We start from the raw sequence: 14,887 nt of genomic DNA, 5'->3' as shown, positions 1-14,887 counted from the left end.
CATGAAAAAGAAACTCGTCATCATCGGTGCAGGCATGGCCTCCGGTCGGGCGATCGAGCACCTTTTCGAGCACGCGACCGCCGACTGGGACGTCACGCTGTTCAACGCCGAGCCCCGCGGCAACTACAACCGGCTGATGCTGTCGCCGGTGCTGTCGGGCGAGAAGACCTATGAGCAGATCGTCACCCATGACGACAGCTTCTATGCCGCGCATGGCATCCACTGCCGCTTCGGCGAGAAGGTCGTGTCGATCGACCGCGCGCGGAAGGTGGTCGTCGGCGAGAAGGGCGAAGTGGCCTATGACAAGCTGCTGATCGGCACCGGGTCGAACCCGTTCATCATCCCGCTGCCGGGCAAGGACCTGAAGGGTGTGATCGCCTACCGCGATCTGGAAGACACCCAGGCGATGATCGACCTGGGCGCCAAGCCCGGCGCGAAGGCCGTCGTCATCGGCGGGGGCCTGCTGGGTCTGGAAGCCGCCGCCGGCATGGCCGCGCGCGGGGTCGATGTCACGGTCGTGCACATCATGGGCCACCTGATGGAGCGCCAGCTGGACGAAAGCGCGGGCTACCTGCTGCGCAAGGCGCTGAACGACAAGGGCATCCACGTCCTGTGCCAGGCCAACTCGAAGGAAATTCTCGGGGACGAGACCGGCCATGTCCGCGCGCTGGCGCTGGCCGACGGCACGGAACTCCCCTGCGACCTGCTGGTGATGGCGGTGGGCATCCGCCCGAACGTCGCGCTGGCCAAGGAGGCGGGGCTGCAGGTCGCGCGCGGCATCGTGGTCGACGACCACATGGTCACCTCGGATCCCGACGTGCTGAGCTTGGGCGAATGCGTCGAGCATGCCGGCGCGATCTTCGGCCTCGTGGCGCCGCTCTACGACCAGGCCAAGGTCGTGGCCGCGACGCTGAACGGCGAGCATTCGGTCTTCGTCAGCCGCGAGGTCTCGACCAAGCTGAAGGTCACCGGGTGCGACCTGTTCAGCGCGGGCGACTTCGCCGAGGGCGAGGGCCGCGAGGACATCGTGTTCCGCGACCCCTCGCGCGGGGTCTACAAGCGGCTGGTGCTGAAGGGCGACCGGATCATCGGCGCGGTGATGTACGGCGACACGGCCGACGGCAACTGGTTCTACGGCCTGATGAAGGACGGCACCGACATCTCGGAGATGCGCGAGACGCTGATCTTCGGGCCGGCCTTCCAGGGGGGGGCCGCGCTGGACCCTATGGCGGCCGTTGCAGCATTGCCGCCTGAGGCGGAGATCTGCGGCTGCAACGGCGTGTGCAAGGGCAAGATCGAGGCGGCGATCAAGGGCGGGGCAACCACGCTCGACCAGGTGCGGGCGCAGACCAAGGCGTCTTCGTCCTGCGGCACCTGCACCGGGCTGGTGGAGCAGGTGATGGCGGTGTGCTTGGGTGACGATTTCGTCATGCCCACGCATCTGCCGATGTGCAAATGCACCGACCACACGCATGAGGACGTGCGCCGCCTGATCAAGTCGATGGAGCTGAAGTCGCAGCCCGCCGTCTTCCAGGAACTGGGCTGGAAGACCAAGGACGGCTGCCATTCCTGCCGCCCGGCGCTGAACTTCTACCTGCTGGCGGACTGGCCGCTCGACTATCAGGACCAGCCGCAGAGCCGGTTCGTGAACGAGCGCAACCACGCCAACATCCAGAAGGACGGCACCTATTCGGTGATGCCGCGGATGTGGGGCGGGATGACCGACGCCAACGAGCTGCGCGCGATCGCGGACGCGGCCGAGAAATACGGCGCGGCGGTGAAGGTGACCGGCGGCCAGCGGATCGACCTGCTGGGCATCAAGAAAGAGGACCTGCCGGCGATCTGGGCCGATCTCAATGACGCGGGCATGGTCTCGGGCCACGCCTACACCAAGGGCCTGCGCACGGTGAAGACCTGCGTCGGCTCGGACTGGTGCCGGTTCGGCACGCAGGACTCGACCGGTCTCGGGATCAAGCTGGAAAAGCTGCTGTGGGGGTCGTGGACGCCGCACAAGGTCAAGCTTGGCGTGTCGGGCTGCCCGCGCAACTGCGCCGAGGCCACCTGCAAGGACGTGGGCGTGATCTGCGTCGACAGCGGCTATCAGATCGGTGTCGCCGGCGCCGCGGGCATGGACGTGAAGGAGACCGAGCGGCTGTGCGACGTCGCCTCCGAGGACGAGGTGCTGGAGATCACCGCCGCCTTCATCCAGCTCTACCGCGAGAACGCCAAGTACCTCGACCGGCCCTACAAGTGGGTGGCGAAGGTCGGGCTCGACTGGGTCAAGGAGCGGGTCGTGGCCGACATCGACAGCCGCCGCGCGCTGTATGACCGGTTCCTGATCAGCCAGTCGGTCTACCAGAAGGACCCCTGGGCCGAGCGGGCCCGGCCCGAAGACCGCCCGAAATGGGCGCCCCTCGCCGATTTCACCAAGGAGGCCGCGGAATGACGCTGTTCGTCGACATCGGATCGCTCGAGGACATCCCGCGCCAGGGGGCGCGGGTGGTCAAGACCACCGAGGGCTGCGTCGCGGTGTTCCGCACGCTGGAGGACGAGGTCTTCGCGCTCGACGACCGCTGCCCGCACAAGGGCGGGCCGCTGAGCGAGGGGATCGTGCACGGGCGCAACGTGACCTGCCCGCTGCACAGCGCGGTCTTCGACCTGTCCACCGGGCAGGCGCAGGGCGCGGACGACTACGTGACCCGCAGCTATCCCGCCAAGGTCGAGAACGGCCGCGTGCTTCTGGATGCTGCCTTGCTCAAGCGGCGCAGCGCCGCCTGAGCCGCCCGGACGCCCGGCCGGAACCGATCTCCCGAGAGGTCCCGTCTCCGGGCCGGACCCGGCACCCCATGCCGGGTCCGACCCACCCCCCGCCGGGGCCCCGCAGGGGGCCCGCCCCGACCTTCGCGCCCTGCCGCGCCGACGGAGCACGATCGCCATGGACAGCCTCGTTGACCTGACCACCCGCGCCACGACCGCGCCGATCCGCACGACCTGCACCTATTGCGGCGTCGGCTGCGGCATCCTCGCCACGCCCGACGGGCAGGGCGGCCTCGGCATCGCCGGGGACGGCCAGCACCCGGCGAATTTCGGGCGCCTGTGCTCGAAGGGATCGGCGCTTGGCGAGACCGTGCACGCCGCGGGGCGGCTGACGCATCCGCGCATCGGCGGCGTCGACGCCGGCTGGGACGAGGCGCTCGACCTCGTGGCGCGGCGGTTCGCGGACACGGTCGCGACGCACGGGCCGGACTCGGTCGCGTTCTACGTCTCGGGCCAGCTGCTGACCGAGGATTACTACGTCGCCAACAAGCTGATGAAGGGCTTTCTCGGCTCGGCCAACATCGACACGAATTCGCGGCTGTGCATGTCGTCCTCGGTCGCCGGGCACAAGCGCGCCTTCGGCAGCGACACCGTGCCCGGTCTCTACGAGGACCTGGAGCAGGCCGACCTCGTGGTGCTCACCGGGTCGAACCTGGCCTGGTGCCACCCGGTGATCTACCAGCGCATCATGGCCGCCAAGGCCGCGCGCCCGGCGATGAAGGTCGTGGTGATCGACCCGCGCCGCACCGCGACCTGCGAGGGGGCCGACCTGCACCTGCCGATCGCGCCGGGCCAGGACGTGGCGCTGTTCAACCTGCTTCTGGCCGAGATCGAGGCGCGCGGCGCCGCCGATGCGGACTTTCTCGCCCATGTCGCGGGCTATGACGCGGCGCTGGCGGCGGCGCGCGCGACCGGCGCGGCCGGGCTTGGCCTTGCGCCCGAGGCGATCGCGCGGTTCCTCGACCTGTGGATCGGCACCGAGAAGGTCGTGACCGTCTATTCCCAGGGCGTGAACCAGTCGGCGAGCGGGACCGACAAGGTCAACGCGATCCTGAACTGCCACCTGGCGACCGGGCGCATCGGCCGGCCGGGCATGGGGCCGTTCTCGGTCACCGGCCAGCCCAACGCGATGGGCGGGCGCGAGGTGGGGGGGCTGGCCAACATGCTGGCCTGCCATCTCGACATCGAGAACCCCGAGCACCGGGTCGCGGTGAAGGAGTTCTGGCAGGCGCCCGAGATGCCGACGGCGCCGGGGCTCAAGGCCGTCGACATGTTCCGCGCGGTCGAGGAGGGGCGGATCAAGGCGCTGTGGATCATCTGCACCAACCCCGCCGTGTCGATGCCCGAGGCCGACCGGGTCGCGAAGGCGATCGCGGGCTGCGACTTCGTCGTCGTCTCGGACATCATGGAGAAGACCGACACCACGCGGCTGGCGCATGTGCTGCTGCCCGCGCAGGGCTGGGGCGAGAAGGAGGGCACGGTCACCAATTCCGAGCGCCGGATCTCGCGCCAGCGGGCGACGCTGGCGCCGGTGGGGCAGGCGATGCCCGACTGGTGGATCCTGTCGCAGGTGGGCCGGCGCATGGGCTTTGCGCGCGCCTTCGACTATGCCGGCGCGCACGAGATCTTCGCGGAATATGCCGCGCTGTCGGGCGTCGCGGGCCGGCTGGGGTCGGATTTCGACATCTCGGCGCTCGCGGGGCTGTCGCAGTCGGGCTATGACGCGCTGGCGCCCTTCGTCTGGCCGCTGAGCGCGCGCCGCCAGGGCGGGCGCTTCTTCGGCGACGGGCGGTTCCACACCCCCGACGGCCGCGGGCGGATGGTGGCGGTCACGCCGAAGAGCCCGGCCGCCGAGCTGAGCGCGGAGCGGCCGTTCCGGATGATGACCGGGCGCGTGCGCGATCACTGGCACACGATGACCCGCACCGGCCTGTCGCCGCGGCTGAGCCAGCACCTGGCCGAGCCCTTCCTTGAGATCCACCCCGAGGATGCGGCGGCGCTGGAGCTGAAGCCCGCGATGCTGGCCGAGGTCGCGACCGATCTCGGGCGGGCCGTGCTGCGGGTGCTGGTCACCAGCCGCGTGCGCCGCGGCGAGGTCTTCGCGCCGATCCACTGGACGGGCGAGACCGCGCCGACGGGCCGGATCGACGCGCTGGTCGCGGGGGTGACCGACCCGGTCTCGGGCCAGCCGGAAAGCAAGGCGGCCGCGGTCTCGGTCCGGCCGTTCGCGGCGGCATGGTACGGCTATGCCGTGACCGCGGGCGATCTGCGCCCGGACACCGACTACTGGACGCTGGCGCGGGTCGCGGGCGGGATGCAGGCCGAGCTGGCCGCGCTGGCCGCGCCCGCGGACTGGACCGCCTGGGGCCGGGCGCTGTTCGGCCTTGGCGGCGAGGTCGAGGCGGTGTCGGTCGAGGATGCGAAGCGCGGCGTGGTGCGGCTGGCCTTCGTCAGGGCGGGGCGGCTGGTGGCGGCGCTGTTCGTCGCGCGCGACCCGGTCGGGGTGGCGCGGGCGCACATGCCCGGGCTTCTGGGCCAGCCCGCGGCGGGCGACGTGCTGGCGGGGCGGCCCGGGGCCGACCGGCCCGATCCCGGCGCCACGGTCTGCGTCTGCTTCGACGTCGGCGTGAACACCATCGCGCGGGCGATCCACGAGGACGGCTTGATGAGCGTCGAGGCGCTGGGTAAGGCGCTGCGCGCGGGAACCAATTGCGGCTCCTGCCGGCCCGAACTGAAGGCGCTGATCGACCGCTTCGGCACCACGAAACGGGAGGCGGCGGAATGAGCTGCGACATGAGCCTGGATCCGACGCTTCTGGCCGCGGGGCTGCCCGCGACCGGCCACATCTGCCTGGTGGGGGCCGGTCCCGGCGCCGCCGACCTGCTGACGCTGCGCGCCGTGCGCCGCCTGGCGGAGGCCGACGTCGTCTTCTACGACCGCCTGGTCGAGCCCGAGGTGGTGGCGATGGCCGGCCCGCGGGCCGAGACGGTCTTCGTCGGCAAGGAGGTCGGCCTGCATTCCTGGCCGCAGGAGAAGATCGACGCCGCCATCGTCGCCGCCGCGCTGGCGGGCAAGCGGGTCGTGCGGCTGAAATCGGGCGACCCGTCCGTCTTCGGCCGCGCCTGCGAGGAGATCGAGGCCGCGCGCGCCGCGGGCCTGCCGGTCGAGATCGTGCCGGGCGTCACCGCCGCCTCGGCCGCCGCCGCGCAGATGCTGCGCCCGCTGACCGAGCGCGGCCAGACCGACCGGCTGGTGATCGCCACCGCCACCTGCCGCCCCGGCGAGCAGCCGCAGCGGCTTGCGGCATCGCTGACGCCGGGCACGACGCTGGCGCTCTACATGGCGATGCACCGGCTGCACCTGATCCGCGACGAGCTTCTGGCCGACGGCATCGCGCCCGACACCGCCATCGACATCGTCTCGGGGGCCGAGACCCGGCGCCAGCGGATGCTCGCGACCCGGCTCGAGTGCGTCTGCGAGGATGTCGCCGCCGCCGGCATCGGCAACCCGGCGATCGTCTTCATCCGCATCGCCAAGCCCGCGCTCGCCGCGGGCCTGGCCGAGACCGCGCGGCTCGCCGCGGGCTGACGGCGCCCGGCCCGGACCGGTTCGGCACCGGATCGGCTTGGGCCGAGCGACCCGACCCCGGGGCACGGGACGCCCGGCGCCGCGTGGGGGCGAGGCGCCGGGCGTTTCCTATCCTGCGACCGGGATGCATGATTCCCCGCCGCCCGCCCGCCGCACACCGCCGCCCCGCGCCGGCTGCCGCCGCGGCACCTGCGATCGGCGCGTCCCGCGGGGGCGGGCCGTGGCGGACCGGGGCCGGGGGCGCGCTAACCCGCTGGAAAGCCGACATTTCCGTAGACTTGTCCACATGGCCGCCAAGTGGTTGTGGCGATGGAAGAATTTCCCCGCCGGCTGAAAATCGCGGCATGTCATGTTTCTGTTACACAACTGTCGCAAAAGCTTGGCCGTGCCCTCCTAGACCGACGTCCGAGGGCAGGCGGGGACCGTGCTGCTCGCCAGGTTTCAGAAGCAGGAGATACTCCCATGCAGACCGCCAAGCTTGCCGTTTCGGCGCTCGCGCTGACCGTCGCCGCCACCGGTGCCTTCGCCCAGGCCCGTGACCAGGTGCAGGTCGCCGGTTCCTCGACCGTGCTGCCCTACGCGACCATCGTTGCCGAGGCCTTCGGTGAGAACTTCGACTTCAAGACCCCGGTCGTGCAGTCGGGCGGTTCGGGCGCGGGCATCCAGCAGTTCTGCCAGGGCGCGGGCCTCGACACGATCGACATCGCCAATGCCTCGCGCAAGATGAAGGACTCGGAAGTCAAGACCTGCCACGACAACGGCGTCACCGACATCATGTATGTCCGCATCGGCTATGACGGGATCGTCTTCGCCAGCGACATCGCCGGCAAGTCCTTCGCCTTCACCCCGGAAGACTGGTTCAAGGCGCTCGCCGCCGAGGTTCCGGTCGACGGCAAGCTGGTCGCCAACCCCTACAAGTCGTGGAACGAGATCAACCCCGAGTTCCCGGACCAGCCGATCCTGGCCTTCATCCCCGGCACCAAGCACGGCACCCGTGAAGTGTTCGAAGAGAAGGTGATCGCCGACGGCTGCAAGGAAGCCGGCGCCGCCGACCTGTTCAAGGCCGCGGGCAACGACAAGGGCTGCACCGCGCTGCGCACCGACGGCGTGGCCGTGGACATCGACGGCGACTACACCGAGACGCTGGCGCGCATCGGCTCGGACAAGAACGGCATCGGCGTCTTCGGCCTGTCGTTCTTCGAGAACAACACCGACAAGCTGCAGGTCGCGACCATGTCGGGCGTCACCCCCTCGACCGAGACCATCGCCTCGGGCGAATACCCGGTGTCGCGCCCGCTGCAGTTCTACGTCAAGAAGGCCCATATCGGCGAAGTCGCCGGCCTGAAGGAATTCGTCGAGTTCTTCGTCTCGGACGACATGGCCGGCGCGAACGGTCCGCTGGCCCAGTACGGCCTGGTGTCGGACCCCGAGCTGGCCGAGACCCAGACCGCCGTCGCCGACGAGCAGGTGATGAACTGATCCTGCCGCCCGTGCGGCCCTGAGCAAGCCTGCCGGGCGGCGCCGACCACGGTGCCGCCCGGCCCATGTCGGGGGCCGGTTCCCCACCGCCCCGCGCCGATCCCGTTTCCCGCCGTCCGTCTTTTGCCGTCCGTCCTTCCCGTCCTGGAACAGAGCTGATGCCCGCAACCTGGATCCTTGCCCTGCTGGCCGTTCTCGCGGTCCTGGGCTTCGTCATCGGGCGCTCCCGCGCGCTGGCCTCGGCCGGCGGCGACGGGCGGCGCCTGCATTCGCTGCCCGGCTTCTACGGCTGGCACGTGGCGATGTTCACCTTCGCGCTGCCGCTCTTGCTGCTGGCGGTCTGGATGATCGCCCAGCCGCTCTACCTGCGGGCCGCGGTCACGCCCTATCTTCCGGCCTCGGCGCTGGAAACCTCGGCCGGGACCACGATCGCGCTGCAGAACCTGGGCGGCGTCGCCGACCGGATCGCCGCCGCCGAGGCCGAGGGCACGCTTGACGCCGCCGAGATCCGCCGCCTGGCCGACAGCCCCGAGGCGCTGGCCGAACGGCTGACCGCCGCCGGGATCGAGGTCGGCGATCCCCAGACCGCCGTCGCCGCCGAACGCTTCCAGTCGCGGCGCGGCCTGCTGAACATCGCCAAGGCCGTCGTGGTGCTGGGCCTCGCGCTCGGGCTGCTGGCCTGGACCGTCGCGCGCACCGACCGCGACTTCCGCGCGCGCAACACGGTCGAGACCGGCGTGCGCTATCTGCTGATCGCCGCCTCGGTCATCGCGATCTTCACCACGATCGGGATCGTGCTGTCGATGCTGTTCGAGACCGCGCATTTCTTCCACCAGTACGACTGGACGCGGTTCTTCTTCGGCACCACCTGGTCGCCGCGCTTCCAGGGCGACAGCGACCTGGGCCTGCTGCCGCTCTTGTGGGGCACGATGTATGTCAGCCTGATCGCGCTGGCCGTCGCGGTGCCGATCGGGCTCTTCGCCGCGATCTACATGTCGGAATACGCAAGCCCGGCCGTCCGCTCGGTCGCGAAGCCCCTGATCGAGCTTCTGGCGGGCATCCCCACCATCGTCTACGGCCTCTTCGCGCTGGTCACCGTGGGCCCGCTGCTGCGCGACTGGATCGCGCAGCCGATGGGCCTTGGCTCGTCGGGGTCGTCGGTGATGACCGCGGGGCTGGTGATGGGGATCATGATCATCCCCTTCGTCTCGTCGCTGTCCGACGACATCATCAACGCCGTGCCGCAGTCCCTGCGTGACGGCAGCTACGGGCTGGGCGCGACCCAGTCCGAGACCATCAAGAAGGTCGTGCTGCCGGCCGCGCTGCCCGGCATCGTCGGCGCGGTGCTGCTGGCCGCCAGCCGCGCCATCGGCGAGACGATGATCGTGGTGCTGGGCGCCGGCGCCGCCGCGCGGCTGTCGCTCAACCCGTTCGAGGCGATGACAACCGTCACCGTCAAGATCGTCAGCCAGCTGACCGGCGACACCAACTTCGGCACGCCCGAGACGCTGGTCGCCTTCGCGCTGGGCCTGACGCTGTTCGTGATGACGCTGATGCTGAACATCGTGGCCCTCATCATCGTGCGCAAATACCGGGAGCAGTACGAATGACCGACGCCAGCCTTCCCCACGCGGGCGCCGCGCGTCCCGCCCGCAAAAGCTCGCTTCTCGAACTTGACGCGCGCACCCGGTCGCGCAACGCCGCCGAGCGTCGCTTCCGCGCCTACGGGCTGGCCGCCGTGTCGGCCGGGGTCATCGCGCTGATCGTGCTGCTGGTCTCGATCTTCGGCGGCGGCGCCTCGTCGTTCCGGCAGGCCTTCGTCACCGTGCCCGTCACCTTCGACGCGGCCGTGCTGGACAAGAAGGGCACCCGCGACCCCGCCGACCTCGCCAAGGTCACCACCATCGGCTACGCCAAGATCATCGACGCCGCGATCACCGACTGGATGGCCGCGAACGGCATCGCCTCGGTCGAGGGGCTCGATCCCAAGGACGCGGGCGACATCGTCTCGCGCGAGGCCGCGGCCCAGCTGCGCAACCGCGTGCTGGCCGACCCCGACCTGATCGGCACCACGGTCGAGACGCGGATGCTGGCCAACGGCCGCATCGACGGCTACCTCAAGGGCCGCGTCTCGATGGCCTCGGCCGAGACCGACTCCAACGTCTCGGTCGGGCAGCTGCGGCTTGTCGACCTGATGCGCGAGAAGGGCGCGATGGGGCTCAGCTTCAACTGGTCCTTCATCACCGCCCCCGACGCCTCGGACCAGCGGCCCGAGGCCGCGGGCCTGGGCGTCGCGATCCTGGGATCGCTCTACATGATGGTGGTGGTGCTGGTGCTGTCGCTGCCGGTGGGCGTCGCGGCCTCGATCTATCTCGAGGAATTCGCGCCGAAGAACCGCTGGACCGACCTGATCGAGGTCAACATCTCGAACCTCGCGGCGGTGCCCTCGATCGTCTACGGCATTCTCGGCCTTGCGATCTTCGTGAACTTCGCGGGGCTGCCGATGTCGGCGCCGATCGTGGGCGGTTTGGTGCTGTCGCTGATGACGCTGCCCAAGATCATCATCCCGACCCGCGCCGCGCTGAAGGCGGTGCCGCCCTCGATCCGCGACGCGGCGCTTGGCGTCGGCGCCTCGAAGATGCAGTCGATCTTCCACCACGTGCTGCCGCTGGCGATGCCCGGGATCCTGACCGGCACGATCATCGGCCTGGCGCAGGCGCTTGGCGAGACCGCGCCGCTTCTGCTGATCGGCATGGTCGCCTTCGTGCGCGACTTCCCCGCGGCGCCGCCCTCGGGGCTGTTCGACCCCGCCTCGGCGCTGCCGGTGCAGGTCTACAACTGGACCCAGCGCGCCGACCCCGCCTTCGTGGAACGGGCCTCCGGCGCGATCATCGTGCTGCTGGTGTTCCTGCTTGCGATGAATGCCGTCGCGATCGTGCTGCGCCGCAAGTTCGAGCGCCGCTGGTAATTGTTCGGGAGGAGCCCCACCATGAACGACATGAGACTCGTGGAGAGAGACGTGACCGCTTCCGACATCAAGATCCGGGCCGAGAAGGTCCAGGTCTTCTACGGCGACGCCCATGCCATCAAGGATGTCGATGTCGACATCCTCGACAAGACCGTCACGGCCTTCATCGGCCCCTCGGGCTGCGGCAAGTCGACCTTCCTGCGCACCCTCAACCGGATGAACGACACGATCGCCTCGTGCCGGGTCGAGGGCAACATCCTGCTGGACGGCGAGAACATCTATGACAAGCGTGTCGACCCGGTGCAGCTGCGCGCCAAGGTCGGCATGGTGTTCCAGAAGCCGAACCCGTTCCCGAAGTCGATCTACGACAACGTGGCCTATGGCCCGAAGATCCACGGGCTGTGCCGCAACAAGGCCGAGCTTGACGAGGTCGTCGAACGCTCGCTGCGCTCGGCCGCGCTGTGGAACGAGGTCAAGGACCGGCTCGACAAGCCCGGCACCGGCCTTTCGGGCGGGCAGCAGCAGCGCCTGTGCATCGCCCGCGCCGTCGCGACCAGCCCCGAGGTGCTGCTGATGGACGAGCCCTGCTCGGCGCTCGACCCGATCGCGACCGCCCAGGTCGAGGAGCTGATCGACGAGCTGCGCGCCAACTATTCGGTGGTGATCGTCACCCACTCGATGCAGCAGGCCGCGCGCGTCAGCCAGCGCACCGCCTTCTTCCACCTCGGCAACCTCGTCGAATACGGCGAGACGGGGATGATCTTCACCAATCCGCGCGACCCCCGCACGGAAAGCTACATCACCGGCCGGATCGGGTGACCTGACATGAGCACGATGAAACAGCATATCGCCTCGGCCTTCGACCGGGATCTCGAGGGCGTGCAGGCGATGATCATGAAGATGGGCGGGCTGGTCGAGGCGCAGATCCTCGATGCCGCCCTCGCGCTCGAGACCCGCGACCCCGAGCTGGCCGAGAAGGTCCGCCGCGCCGACCGCGCCATCGACGAGATGGAGCTGAAGGTGAACGAGGAGGCCGCGCGCCTGATCGCGCTGCGGGCGCCGCAGGCCTCGGACCTGCGCACGGCGCTGTCGGTGATCAAGATCGCCGCGGCGCTGGAACGGGTCGGCGACTATTGCAAGAACATGGCCAAGCGCTCGGACGTGCTGGCGCAGATGACCAACGTGCCGGGCGCGGCGGGCGCGCTGCGGCGGATGTCGAAATCGGTCGAGGTGCTGCTGAAGGATGCGCTCGACAGCTACATCCAGCGCGACGTGCAGCTGGCGCAGGACGTGCGGTCGCGCGACAAGGACATCGACCAGATGTACAACGCGCTGTTCCGTGAGTTCCTCACCTACATGATGGAGGACCCGCGCAACATCACCGCCTGCATGCACCTGCACTTCATCGCCAAGAACATCGAGCGGATGGGCGATCACGCGACCGGCATCGCCGAGCAGGTGATCTACCTCGTCACCGGCTCGCTGCCCGGGGACACCCGTCCCAAGGGCGAGAGCGTGATGCCCGCCGACCTGGGCGCCGGGGAGGACTGAGATGTCCGCCGACACCCCTTCGGTCCTCGTCGTCGAGGACGAACCCGCCCAGCGCGAGGTGCTGGCCTACAACCTCGAGGCCGAGGGCTTCCGGGTCGCGATGGCCGAGAACGGCGAGGAGGCGCTGCTGCTGGTCGCCGAGGAGACGCCGGACCTGATCGTGCTGGACTGGATGCTGCCCAACGTCTCGGGGATCGAGGTCTGCCGGCGGCTGAAGTCGCGCACCGAGACGCGCAACGTGCCGATCATCATGCTCTCGGCCCGCTCCGAAGAGGGCGACCGGGTCCGCGGCCTCGAGATCGGCGCCGACGACTATGTCATCAAGCCCTATTCGGTGAACGAGCTGATGGCGCGGGTGCGCACCCAGCTGCGCCGCACCCGGCCCGCGACGCAGGGCGAGACGCTGGAATTCGAGGACATCCGGCTGGATGCCGAAAGCCACCGCGTCTATCGCGGCGAGAACACGCTCAAGCTCGGGCCGACCGAGTTCCGGCTGCTCTCGACCTTCATGGAGAAGCCGGGCCGGGTCTGGAGCCGCGAGCAGCTGCTGGACCGGGTCTGGGGCCGCGACATCTACGTCGACACCCGCACCGTCGACGTCCATATCGGCCGGCTGCGCAAGGCGCTGTCGCAGCATGGCGGCGAGGACCCGATCCGGACCGTGCGCGGCGCGGGCTACGCGCTGGGCTGAGCCCGGGCGGCGGTCGGGCGGCGCGACAGGTCCGGTCGGCCTCGGGACCGTGAGCGGGGATGGTGAGCGGGGACGGGGGGCGCTGCCCCCCGGGAGCGTGCCGCTCCTCCCCCCGGGATATTTCAGCAAAGTCGAGGAGGGGCGCGGCGCAGGGGCTGCGCCCTTCGGCTGTCAGGGGATGTCGAAGCCGGCGGGGGCGAGCTCGAAGCCGGCGAAGTCGAAGCCGGGGGCGACGACGCAGGAGACGAGGGTGAAGGCGCCCGTCGTCGCCGCCGCCTGCCAGTGGGTCGCGGGCACGACGAGCTGCGGCGCCTCGCCCGCGATCACGTCGGGGCCGAGCCGGCGGGTGAGGGCGGGGCCGGCCGCGGTCTCGGCGACCGAGAGCGCGAGCGGCGCGCCGCGGTGCCAGAGCCAGACCTCGGAGGCGTCGACCCGGTGCCAGTGGCTGCGCTCGCCCGCCATCAGCAGGAACAGGATCGCGGTGCCGGCGGCGCGGGCGCCGGGGGCGGCCTCGGCGCGCCAGGTCTCGCGGTACCAGCCGCCCTCGGGATGGGGCGCGAGGTCGAGCGCGGCGATCAGGGCGCGGGCGTCGTCACGCATCGTTTCCGGCCTTCCGTTCGGCGCCGCAGCGCGGCAGTCTGGGCCATCATCGCGAAGGAGCGCCGGGCATGCCACTGAAAATCCTCGTCATCGGTGCCGGCATCATCGGCGCGGCCAGCGCCTTGCGGCTGGCCGAGACGGGGGCCGAGGTCGTGGTGCTGGATGGCGCGCCGCCGGGCAGCGGCACCTCGGCGCGGTCCTTCGGCTGGATCAATGCCAATGCGCCGGCGACGCCCGCCTATTTCGCGCTGCGCCAGGCCGCGATCGCGGCCTGGCGGCGGCTCGACCGGCAGATCGGCGGCGCGGGCGCGGGGCAGGGATTGGGCCAGGGCCTTGGACTGACGGCACGGGGCGCGATCAGCTGGCAGCGCGGCGACTGGCGCGCGGCGGACGAGCAGGCGGCGGTGACCCGGTTCGGGGAGTACGGCGCCCGGGTGATCGGGCGCGACGAGATCGCGGCGCTGGAGCCCGCGCTGGCCGCGCCGCCCGCCGAGGCGCTGCTGACCACCGAGGAGACGGCGGTCGACGCGCGGATCGCGGCGCGGCGGCTGCTGTCGGCCGCGGCCGCGCGGGGCGCGCGGGTGATGATCGGCGCCCGGGTCGAACGGCTGGTGCAGCGCGGCGGCCGCGTCACGGGCGTCGAGACCGGCTTTGGCCGGTTCGAGGCCGATCACCTGCTGCTGGCCGCCGGCACGGCCACGGGCGCGCTGCTGGCACCCGAGGGGCTGGCGCTGCCGATGGACAACCGCCCCGGGTTCATCCTGCACTGCCAGCCGGTGGCGCCGGTGCTGTCGCACATCCTGCTGTCGCCCGATGTCCATGTCCGGCAGGAGCCGGACGGGCGGCTGGTCGCGGGCGAGGTGTTCTTCGGCGAGGGGCCGAACGCGCGGCTGATCACCGAGGATCCGGCCGCGCTGACCGGGCTGCTGCTAGACGCGCTGCGCGCGCTGCTGCCCGGGGTGCCGGTCGTGCCGCTGGCCGCGATGCTGGGGATCCGGCCGATGCCGGCCGACGGCTATCCGGCGGTGGGCGAGATCGCGCCGGGCCTGTCGGTGGCCTGCACCCATTCGGGCGTCACGCTGGCGCCGGTGCTGGCCGAGATGCTGGCCGCCGAGATCCTCGGGGGGGTGCGCGACCCGCTGCTGGCGCCCTATCGCGCCGACCGCTTCGCCTGAGGCGGCCATGAAAAAGGG

Annotated in this window: 12 protein-coding genes; 11 read left to right on the top strand and 1 reads right to left on the bottom strand. The window is 70.6% G+C overall.

Going from position 1 to position 14,887, the window contains the following annotated elements:
• Position 1: 1 nt before the first annotated feature.
• The 10 genes from nirB (at position 2) to phoB (ending at position 13,094) form a co-directional block, all read left to right on the top strand.
• On the top strand, positions 2-2,446 hold the full coding sequence (gene nirB, locus V8J39_RS03930) for a nitrite reductase large subunit NirB (RefSeq protein WP_336459553.1): 2,445 nt from the start codon (positions 2-4) through the stop codon (positions 2,444-2,446).
• Positions 2,443-2,778: a nitrite reductase small subunit NirD gene (gene nirD, locus V8J39_RS03925; protein ID WP_336459552.1), complete on the top strand. Its 336-nt coding sequence runs from the start codon at positions 2,443-2,445 to the stop codon at positions 2,776-2,778. The genes nirB and nirD overlap by 4 nt, the downstream gene beginning before the upstream one ends.
• Before the next feature lie 157 nt (positions 2,779-2,935).
• A complete protein-coding gene (locus V8J39_RS03920; RefSeq protein WP_336459551.1) occupies positions 2,936-5,602 on the top strand; it encodes a molybdopterin-dependent oxidoreductase in 2,667 nt (888 codons plus the stop codon).
• A gap of 8 nt (positions 5,603-5,610) precedes the next feature.
• Entirely contained in the window at positions 5,611-6,405 is a 795-nt protein-coding gene (gene cobA / locus V8J39_RS03915; RefSeq protein ID WP_336459550.1) for a uroporphyrinogen-III C-methyltransferase, read from the top strand.
• A gap of 462 nt (positions 6,406-6,867) precedes the next feature.
• Positions 6,868-7,884 carry a substrate-binding domain-containing protein gene (locus tag V8J39_RS03910; protein ID WP_336459549.1) on the top strand — a complete coding sequence of 339 codons (1,017 nt, stop codon included), beginning with the start codon at positions 6,868-6,870 and terminating at the stop codon, positions 7,882-7,884.
• 155 nt (positions 7,885-8,039) lie between these two features.
• Positions 8,040-9,494: a phosphate ABC transporter permease subunit PstC gene (gene pstC, locus V8J39_RS03905; protein WP_442902562.1), complete on the top strand. Its 1,455-nt coding sequence runs from the start codon at positions 8,040-8,042 to the stop codon at positions 9,492-9,494.
• On the top strand, positions 9,491-10,852 hold the full coding sequence (gene pstA / locus V8J39_RS03900; RefSeq protein WP_336459547.1) for a phosphate ABC transporter permease PstA: 1,362 nt from the start codon (positions 9,491-9,493) through the stop codon (positions 10,850-10,852). Before pstC ends, pstA begins: the two co-directional genes overlap by 4 nt.
• A gap of 21 nt (positions 10,853-10,873) precedes the next feature.
• Positions 10,874-11,671, top strand: coding sequence for a phosphate ABC transporter ATP-binding protein PstB (pstB, locus tag V8J39_RS03895; RefSeq protein WP_336459546.1), 798 nt, complete (start codon positions 10,874-10,876; stop codon positions 11,669-11,671).
• Positions 11,672-11,677: 6 nt separating this feature from the next.
• Positions 11,678-12,403: a phosphate signaling complex protein PhoU gene (phoU, locus tag V8J39_RS03890; RefSeq protein ID WP_336459545.1), complete on the top strand. Its 726-nt coding sequence runs from the start codon at positions 11,678-11,680 to the stop codon at positions 12,401-12,403.
• Position 12,404: 1 nt separating this feature from the next.
• Entirely contained in the window at positions 12,405-13,094 is a 690-nt protein-coding gene (phoB, locus tag V8J39_RS03885; RefSeq protein WP_336459544.1) for a phosphate regulon transcriptional regulator PhoB, read from the top strand.
• A gap of 171 nt (positions 13,095-13,265) precedes the next feature.
• On the opposite strand, the gene V8J39_RS03880 is transcribed toward phoB, so the two are convergent.
• Positions 13,266-13,694 carry a cupin domain-containing protein gene (locus V8J39_RS03880; protein ID WP_336459543.1) on the bottom strand — a complete coding sequence of 143 codons (429 nt, stop codon included), beginning with the start codon at positions 13,692-13,694 and terminating at the stop codon, positions 13,266-13,268.
• Positions 13,695-13,762: 68 nt separating this feature from the next.
• On the opposite strand from V8J39_RS03880, the gene V8J39_RS03875 reads away from it, so the two are divergent.
• A complete protein-coding gene (locus V8J39_RS03875; RefSeq protein WP_336459542.1) occupies positions 13,763-14,869 on the top strand; it encodes an NAD(P)/FAD-dependent oxidoreductase in 1,107 nt (368 codons plus the stop codon).
• Positions 14,870-14,887 lie beyond the last annotated feature (18 nt).

The organism is Frigidibacter sp. MR17.24, from assembly GCF_037095655.1.
GTDB lineage: Bacteria > Pseudomonadota > Alphaproteobacteria > Rhodobacterales > Rhodobacteraceae > Frigidibacter.
The sequence above is the reverse complement of the archived record's forward strand: the minus strand, read 5'-3'. Positions and strand labels throughout refer to the sequence as shown.

Coding starts and splice junctions, on each gene's coding strand:
- nirB (WP_336459553.1), top strand. CDS start 2: ATGAAAAAGAAACTCGTCATCATCGGTGCAGGCATGGCCTCCGGTCGG.
- nirD (WP_336459552.1), top strand. CDS start 2,443: ATGACGCTGTTCGTCGACATCGGATCGCTCGAGGACATCCCGCGCCAG.
- V8J39_RS03920 (WP_336459551.1), top strand. CDS start 2,936: ATGGACAGCCTCGTTGACCTGACCACCCGCGCCACGACCGCGCCGATC.
- cobA (WP_336459550.1), top strand. CDS start 5,611: ATGAGCCTGGATCCGACGCTTCTGGCCGCGGGGCTGCCCGCGACCGGC.
- V8J39_RS03910 (WP_336459549.1), top strand. CDS start 6,868: ATGCAGACCGCCAAGCTTGCCGTTTCGGCGCTCGCGCTGACCGTCGCC.
- pstA (WP_336459547.1), top strand. CDS start 9,491: ATGACCGACGCCAGCCTTCCCCACGCGGGCGCCGCGCGTCCCGCCCGC.
- pstB (WP_336459546.1), top strand. CDS start 10,874: ATGAACGACATGAGACTCGTGGAGAGAGACGTGACCGCTTCCGACATC.
- phoU (WP_336459545.1), top strand. CDS start 11,678: ATGAGCACGATGAAACAGCATATCGCCTCGGCCTTCGACCGGGATCTC.
- phoB (WP_336459544.1), top strand. CDS start 12,405: ATGTCCGCCGACACCCCTTCGGTCCTCGTCGTCGAGGACGAACCCGCC.
- V8J39_RS03880 (WP_336459543.1), bottom strand. CDS start 13,694: ATGCGTGACGACGCCCGCGCCCTGATCGCCGCGCTCGACCTCGCGCCC.
- V8J39_RS03875 (WP_336459542.1), top strand. CDS start 13,763: ATGCCACTGAAAATCCTCGTCATCGGTGCCGGCATCATCGGCGCGGCC.